Raw genomic sequence first — 6,228 nt, 5'->3', positions numbered from 1 at the left:
TGATGGATTTACTTAAGAAAAATAACTTAATTTAAGGAAATGATTATGGAAATTTCTGCTTTACAAATTATCTTAGTATTCCTTGTCTCCTGTATTTCAGGAATGGGATCTATTCTTGACGAATGGCAAACTCACCGTCCGTTAATCGCTTGTACCTTAATCGGTATCGTCTTAGGCGATATGAAAACCGGTATCATCGTTGGTGGTTCATTAGAACTATTGGCGTTAGGCTGGATGAATATTGGTGCAGCACTGGCACCGGATGCGGCATTAGCGTCGGTGGTGTCTACCATCTTGGTTATCGTCGGCGGTCAAGATATTCCAACTGCGATTGCGTTAGCGATTCCGCTTGCAGCGGCAGGTCAGGTATTAACTTACGTAGTACGTGCGATTACCGTCGGTTTCCAACATGCGGCGGATAATGCGGTTGAAACGGGAGATTTGAACAAACTGGATTGGATTCACCGTTCGGCGTTATTACTCCAAGCAATGCGTATTGCAATTCCGGCGTTAATCGTGGCGATGACGGCAGGTACGGACACGGTTCAATCTATGTTAGCGGCAATTCCGCCGGTCGTCACGACAGGTCTTAAAATTGCCGGTGGCTTTATTGCGGTAGTCGGTTATGCGATGGTCATCAATATGATGCGTGCAGGTCACTTAATGCCGTTCTTCTATGCCGGTTTCGTGATTGCGGCGTTTACCGATTTCAACTTGGTTGCATTAGGTATTTTAGGTACGATTACCGCTGTTATTTATATTCAACTTCACCCGAAATACAATCAAAGTAAACAAGTGGTGCAAGTGCAAGCAACGAACAATGACCTTGACAACAGATTAGACTAAGGAAGCATGATTATGACAACTGACATCAAAAAAGTAACACAGAGCGATTTAAATGCGGTGGTACGCCGTTCTAATCTCTTCCAAGGTTCTTGGAACTTCGAGCGTATGCAGGCGTTAGGTTTTGCTTACTCCATGGTACCTGTCATCAAACGTTTATATCCGGATCCGAATTCACAAGAGCGCAAAGATGCGATCAAACGTCACCTTGAGTTCTTTAACACCCAGCCGTTCGTGGCAGCACCGGTATTAGGGGTGACTATTGCGATGGAAGAAGAGCGTGCAAACGGCAAACCTATCGATGATGCGGCAATCAACGGGATCAAAGTCGGTCTTATGGGACCTCTAGCCGGTGTGGGTGACCCGATTTACTGGGGTACCGCGCGCCCGGTCTTTGCTGCCTTAGGGGCTGGGATCGCATTAACCGGTAGCATCTTAGGACCATTGCTTTTCTTCGTGCTGTTTAACCTTGTACGCTTAGCAACGCGTTACTACGGCGTGGTTTACGGCTATAAAAAAGGGTTAGACGTCGTACAAGATATGAGCGGCGGTTTATTGCAAAAATTAACTGAAGGTGCATCCATTCTCGGTTTGTTTATTATGGGAGCATTGGTTCAAAAATGGACAAGCATTAACGTACCGCTTGTGGTTTCAACCATTCAAAAACAAGACGGTACAACGGAGATTACCACTGTTCAATCTATCTTAGATAGCTTGATGCCGGGCTTATTACCGTTACTTTTAACCTTTGCGTGTATGTGGTTATTGCGTAATCGTGTGAATGCCCTTTGGATTATCATCGGTTTCTTCGTCATCGGTATCTTCGGTGCGTGGACTGGTATTTTGGCATAATTTGCAAAATAATCGTGAAATCAGACCGCTTGTTATACTGCAGGCGGTCTTTTCCTTTATACAAAATTCAAATATGACAAACATCATTCTCTTTATCGGTATTTTTTTCTGCTTCGCTTTTGCTATTTATGACCAAATGGTAATGGATAAACTTAAAGGCAAAACAGTACTCACAGTGGAATTGAAACGACAAGCAGGGCTGGATTCCGGTATTTTAATTGCATTGATTGTGTTAATTATCGTGCAAGGCATACAAACGGGGATTGAACCGTTAACGCTCTATCTGCTTGCAACCTGTATTATTTTGGTCGTTTATTCGGCATTTATTCGTTTCCCGCGTTTATTATTGAAAGAAAACGGTTTTTTCTTCGGTAATATTTATTTTACTTACAGCAAGGTTAAACAAATTAATTTGGCGGATAATCAAATTTTGGTGATGGATTTGAACAATGGTAGGCGTTTGCTTGTCCGTATTAAAAAGCAGGACGATGTTGAAAAAGTGGTTAGCTTCTTTGGGGGATATAAAAAATGATTTTTAAACTAGTCGGTAAGTACCAACATTATGATTGGGGTGGTTCCAGTTTTATTCCGAATTGGTTAAAGCTGGAAAATCCGGAGAATAAACCTTATGCGGAATATTGGCTCGGCGCACATCGTTCAGCACCGTCACTGGTTGAAATTGACGGTAATTGGGTCGAATTGGATAAAGTCATCGACAATGCGCCGGAATTGCTCGGTGAAAATGCCCGCCAAAAATTCGGTGATGAATTACCTTATTTATTGAAAGTGCTGGATGTGAAATTGCCACTCTCAATACAGTTACACCCAACTAAAGCCGAGGCGGAACTGGGTTTTGAGCGTGAAAATCAATTGGGAATTGCCCTTAACGCTCCGAATCGAACGTACAAAGATCGTAATCACAAACCGGAAATGATGATTGCACTATCCGATTCGTGGTTATTGCATGGTTTTAGATCGTTTTCTGGCATGAAAGAGGCGCTATCTAAACATGATTCGCTCAAACCGTTAGCGTCAGCAATCGATACCAAAGGGTTGCCTGATGTTTATGCCGAAATTATGCAAGCGTCGCAAGAGCAGTTAGCCGCGTGGTTGTTGCCGGTTATTGAGACCAAGCAGGAAGCGTACCAACAAGGCAAACTAAAATTGGATGATCCGGATTATTGGGTACTTTACGCCATAGAAAGCATGAATATCCCACAAAACAAGTTGGATGCAGGTTTGCTCTGTTTTTATTTGTTTAATATTGTCAATGTCAAAAAAGGCGAAGGAATCTACCAAGGAGCCGGCTTACCGCACGCTTATTTACGCGGTCAAAATATTGAGTTGATGGCAGCTTCCGATAACGTAATTCGTGGCGGTTTAACCCCGAAATACATTGATATTCCAGCGTTGCTCAACAGTATTGACTACCGTGAAGTAACACCGAAACTGATTCCGGAATATGACGGTGAAGAGGCATTACATTTGTATCCGACCCCTGAAGCAAAAGACTTTGCAATGCAACGTCTCGAGTTTAAGCCTTTTGATGAAGAAGAGGTGGCGGCAACCAGTGCGAGTATTTTATTAGTAATGGCTGGCAGCTTATATATTGATTTAGGTGAAGATTCCCTCCATTTACAGCAAGGGGAGGCCGCATTTATCACCGCAGGCAGTAAAGCGGATATCATCGGTGAAACCGATGGTTATGCCATTATTGCTACCTTGCCTTAATTGCCTTAAATTATTTGCAAATGTGCTAGCCAAAATGTGCGGAATGTTTGTAGAATGAAGTCAAATGAGCTTGATTATTCTCTTAAGGAGGAAGATATGAAATTACATCAATCTTTGTTGGCGGTATTATTATCTGTTGGTGTTGTGGCTTATGCGCAGGCAGAAGTTGTCAAAATTACTCCGACGGTAGAAGAAAAAGCAGTCAAAAAAAATGTTTCACCGAGTAAAGCGGAGCGTAGTTTAAAAAACTTTACGGACAATATCGACGTGAAATATTTAGGCGTTGAGCTTGGCCAGGATAAAAACGGTCAAACGGTAGTGAATTTTAAATATTCCGCTGAAAACAAAAGCACTCGTAATATGCGGATTGTGCATTGGAAGGCGAGTTATATTTACAATAATAAACTGATCTTGATTCAAGATACGCCGGTATCCTTCAAAGATAATTTGAAACGGAAAACCACCAGTGAGCTGGTATTTACTGTGCCACTTGCGAGTTTACCTGATGATGTGCAGGCGATTTTGTCCGAGCCTGACGTACAGCTTTCCGCTCACTTGCAACCGCAAAGTATTTTGTACTCTAACGGTGCTAAAATTTTAGTTAGCTACTGATAAACCGAATACAAGCGGTCGTTTTTGTAAAATAATTTGTAAAAACGACCGCTTGTTCATTTTAGATAACCGGTTTATGACGGTAGAACAACAGTCCCGGCAATGCTAAGCCAAAAACCAATGCGCCCAAAATAAAGCCTGTTTTGATAAAGTTATCAATCATCTGTACGAACAATTCATTGGAAAAACCATCGTAATTCATCCGTACCATGGCAATCATGCCTTTATAAGCATATACCCCCGGAATCATCGGAATGATTGCGGCAACGGTGAAAACTTTCGGGTGTGCTAAATAGCGTTGTGATAAATAAACTCCGATAAAACCAATGGTTGACGTGGCAATAAACGTTGCCAACACAAGCGGTACATCATAATGAATCATCAAGGTTCTGAAAGCATGCGCAATCGCACCCAGAATCGCACAATACTTCAACGCTTTCGGCGGAACATTAAACAGTAACGCAAAGCCGACGGCGGGAATTGCGGCAAAAAACATATCATCAATTAATGAGAGTAGCAGTTCCATTTATGCCCCCCAACTTGCAATATTGAGAAAAGTGAGCGCCAACACAATACCCATACAAGCACCGAGAGTGAGTACAGAGGCGATAGTCCAACGGGCAAGCCCCATATTTATATGCCCTTTTAGAATATCCGCAAGCGAATTAATTAAAGGAAATCCCGGCACCAGGAGCAATACGCTTGAGGCAAGAGCAATTTGTGGTTGATTACCCCATTCATATTTTAGTGCGACACCGGCAATCATTGATGCGACGAAAGCGGTGCAAGAGAAAATAATCAGTGGATTATAATGTCGATGGGCTAATTCTTGGCGAATAAACATCGCACATGATGAAGCAATAAAGGTGATCATGAAAATAGTGAAATCGCCACCGCTAAGATGAGAAAAGCTGGCACAGGAAAGCCCTACCATCAACACCACCAACCAACGATTATATTTTAGCGGTTTAAGTTCATTTAACTTTTGGCGGACATATTGCATATTATAAATATGATGTTCGGCGGTAATAACAATCCGCTGTACTTCGGTCACAATTTGCATATTAATGCCGCGATCAACATTTTTGCGAGTGGTAGTAATACAGTTATCATTCAGCAAAGTTGTGAGAATGATCGCATTTGGAGTGAGTGCACATTCAACACTATCCACACCAAGGGCGAGACCTAAACGTTGTGCCATTTGAACAACCAGCGTGCTTTCCGCACCATGTTGGAGTAATAACAACGCAACTTGCACGCATAATCGCGTAATTTCTCGTTGTTTTTCTTCAGATTGAGCGTATTGCATAATATACCTTCCAAAAAAGCAGGTGCACGATTGCACCTGCCGATTCGAAGGCTACCAAAGAAAAAAGATAATTTCTTTGATCAAGAAAAAAATTTACACAATTAATAGAGCACGCGCGCTTTAATTGTACCTTCAATTTCTTTCAAGCTTTTTAGCGCTTCTGCGGTATTTTCCGATTCAACATCAATGACCACATAACCGATAGACGGATCCGTTTGTAAGAACTGGGCGGCGATATTCACGTTTGAATCTACAAAGACTTGGTTGATCTTATTTAGAATGCCCGGTTTGTTTTCATGGATATGCAACAAACGTTTTGCGCCTTTGTGCTCCGGTAACGACACTTCAGGGAAGTTCACTGCAGAGAGCGTTGAACCGTTGTCGGAGTATTTCACGAATTTATTGGCAACTTCCGTACCGATATTTTCTTGCGCTTCGGACGTCGAACCGCCGATGTGCGGCGTTAAGATCACGTTATCGAATTTGCATAACGGAGAAACGAACGGATCGCTGGCGGAAGCCGGTTCTTCAGGGAAAACGTCTAACGCCGCACCGCGTAATGTGCCGGCTTCCAAACGGGAGACTAACGCATCAATATCCACAACGGTACCACGAGCGGCATTGATTAAAACGGAACCTTCTTTCAATTGTGCAATGCGGGTGGCATCCATTAAATTTTTAGTGGAGGCGTTTTCCGGCACATGCAAAGAAATCGCATCACAGGTTGAGAGCAGTTCTTCCAGTGTCGGGATTTGCTGCGCATTGCCTAACGGCAGTTTGTTTTCAATGTCGTAGAAATACACTTTCATACCAATCGACTCTGCAATAATACTTAATTGCGAACCGATATGACCGTAACCGACGATACCTAATTTTTTACC

At 42.6% G+C, this 6,228-nt stretch carries 8 protein-coding genes; 5 read left to right on the top strand and 3 right to left on the bottom strand.

Annotated elements, in window-relative coordinates:
* The first annotated feature begins 45 nt into the window (after nucleotides 1–45).
* The 5 genes from ACEYJ7_RS05965 to ACEYJ7_RS05945 all read left to right on the top strand — a co-directional run bounded on the left by ACEYJ7_RS05965 (nucleotide 46) and on the right by ACEYJ7_RS05945 (nucleotide 4,038).
* Nucleotides 46–846, top strand: coding sequence for a PTS mannose/fructose/sorbose transporter subunit IIC (locus ACEYJ7_RS05965; protein WP_373778165.1), 801 nt, complete (start codon nucleotides 46–48; stop codon nucleotides 844–846).
* A gap of 12 nt (nucleotides 847–858) precedes the next feature.
* Nucleotides 859–1,695 (top strand): PTS mannose transporter subunit IID, encoded by an 837-nt coding sequence (locus ACEYJ7_RS05960; protein WP_373766806.1) that lies wholly within the window; start codon nucleotides 859–861, stop codon nucleotides 1,693–1,695.
* 73 nt (nucleotides 1,696–1,768) lie between these two features.
* The gene (locus ACEYJ7_RS05955; protein ID WP_373778164.1) at nucleotides 1,769–2,227 is read left to right on the top strand and encodes a DUF986 family protein; all 459 of its coding nucleotides are present in this window, start codon (nucleotides 1,769–1,771) and stop codon (nucleotides 2,225–2,227) included.
* Nucleotides 2,224–3,426, top strand: a complete 1,203-nt coding sequence (gene manA, locus ACEYJ7_RS05950) for a mannose-6-phosphate isomerase, class I (protein WP_373778163.1) — start codon at nucleotides 2,224–2,226, stop codon at nucleotides 3,424–3,426. The genes ACEYJ7_RS05955 and manA overlap by 4 nt, the downstream gene beginning before the upstream one ends.
* Before the next feature lie 96 nt (nucleotides 3,427–3,522).
* Nucleotides 3,523–4,038, top strand: coding sequence for a hypothetical protein (locus ACEYJ7_RS05945; protein ID WP_373778162.1), 516 nt, complete (start codon nucleotides 3,523–3,525; stop codon nucleotides 4,036–4,038).
* A 61-nt stretch (nucleotides 4,039–4,099) separates the two neighbouring features.
* Here the strand turns inward: ACEYJ7_RS05945 and ACEYJ7_RS05940 are convergent, their stop codons facing one another.
* From ACEYJ7_RS05940 to serA, 3 genes are all read right to left on the bottom strand, one after another.
* Nucleotides 4,100–4,564, bottom strand: a complete 465-nt coding sequence (locus ACEYJ7_RS05940; protein WP_373778161.1) for a threonine/serine exporter family protein — start codon at nucleotides 4,562–4,564, stop codon at nucleotides 4,100–4,102.
* Nucleotides 4,565–5,347: a threonine/serine exporter ThrE family protein gene (locus tag ACEYJ7_RS05935; protein ID WP_373778160.1), complete on the bottom strand. Its 783-nt coding sequence runs from the start codon at nucleotides 5,345–5,347 to the stop codon at nucleotides 4,565–4,567. It lies immediately after the preceding gene.
* Between the two features lie 101 nt (nucleotides 5,348–5,448).
* Nucleotides 5,449–6,228, bottom strand: a 780-nt coding sequence (serA, locus tag ACEYJ7_RS05930; RefSeq protein WP_373778159.1) for a phosphoglycerate dehydrogenase, incomplete at its 5' end; no start/stop codon positions are given.

Origin of the sequence: Glaesserella sp., assembly GCF_041814905.1 — a bacterium.
In the GTDB taxonomy this organism is placed as follows: Bacteria; Pseudomonadota; Gammaproteobacteria; order Enterobacterales; family Pasteurellaceae; genus Glaesserella.
This window is presented reverse-complemented; position numbering and strand designations above follow the sequence as displayed.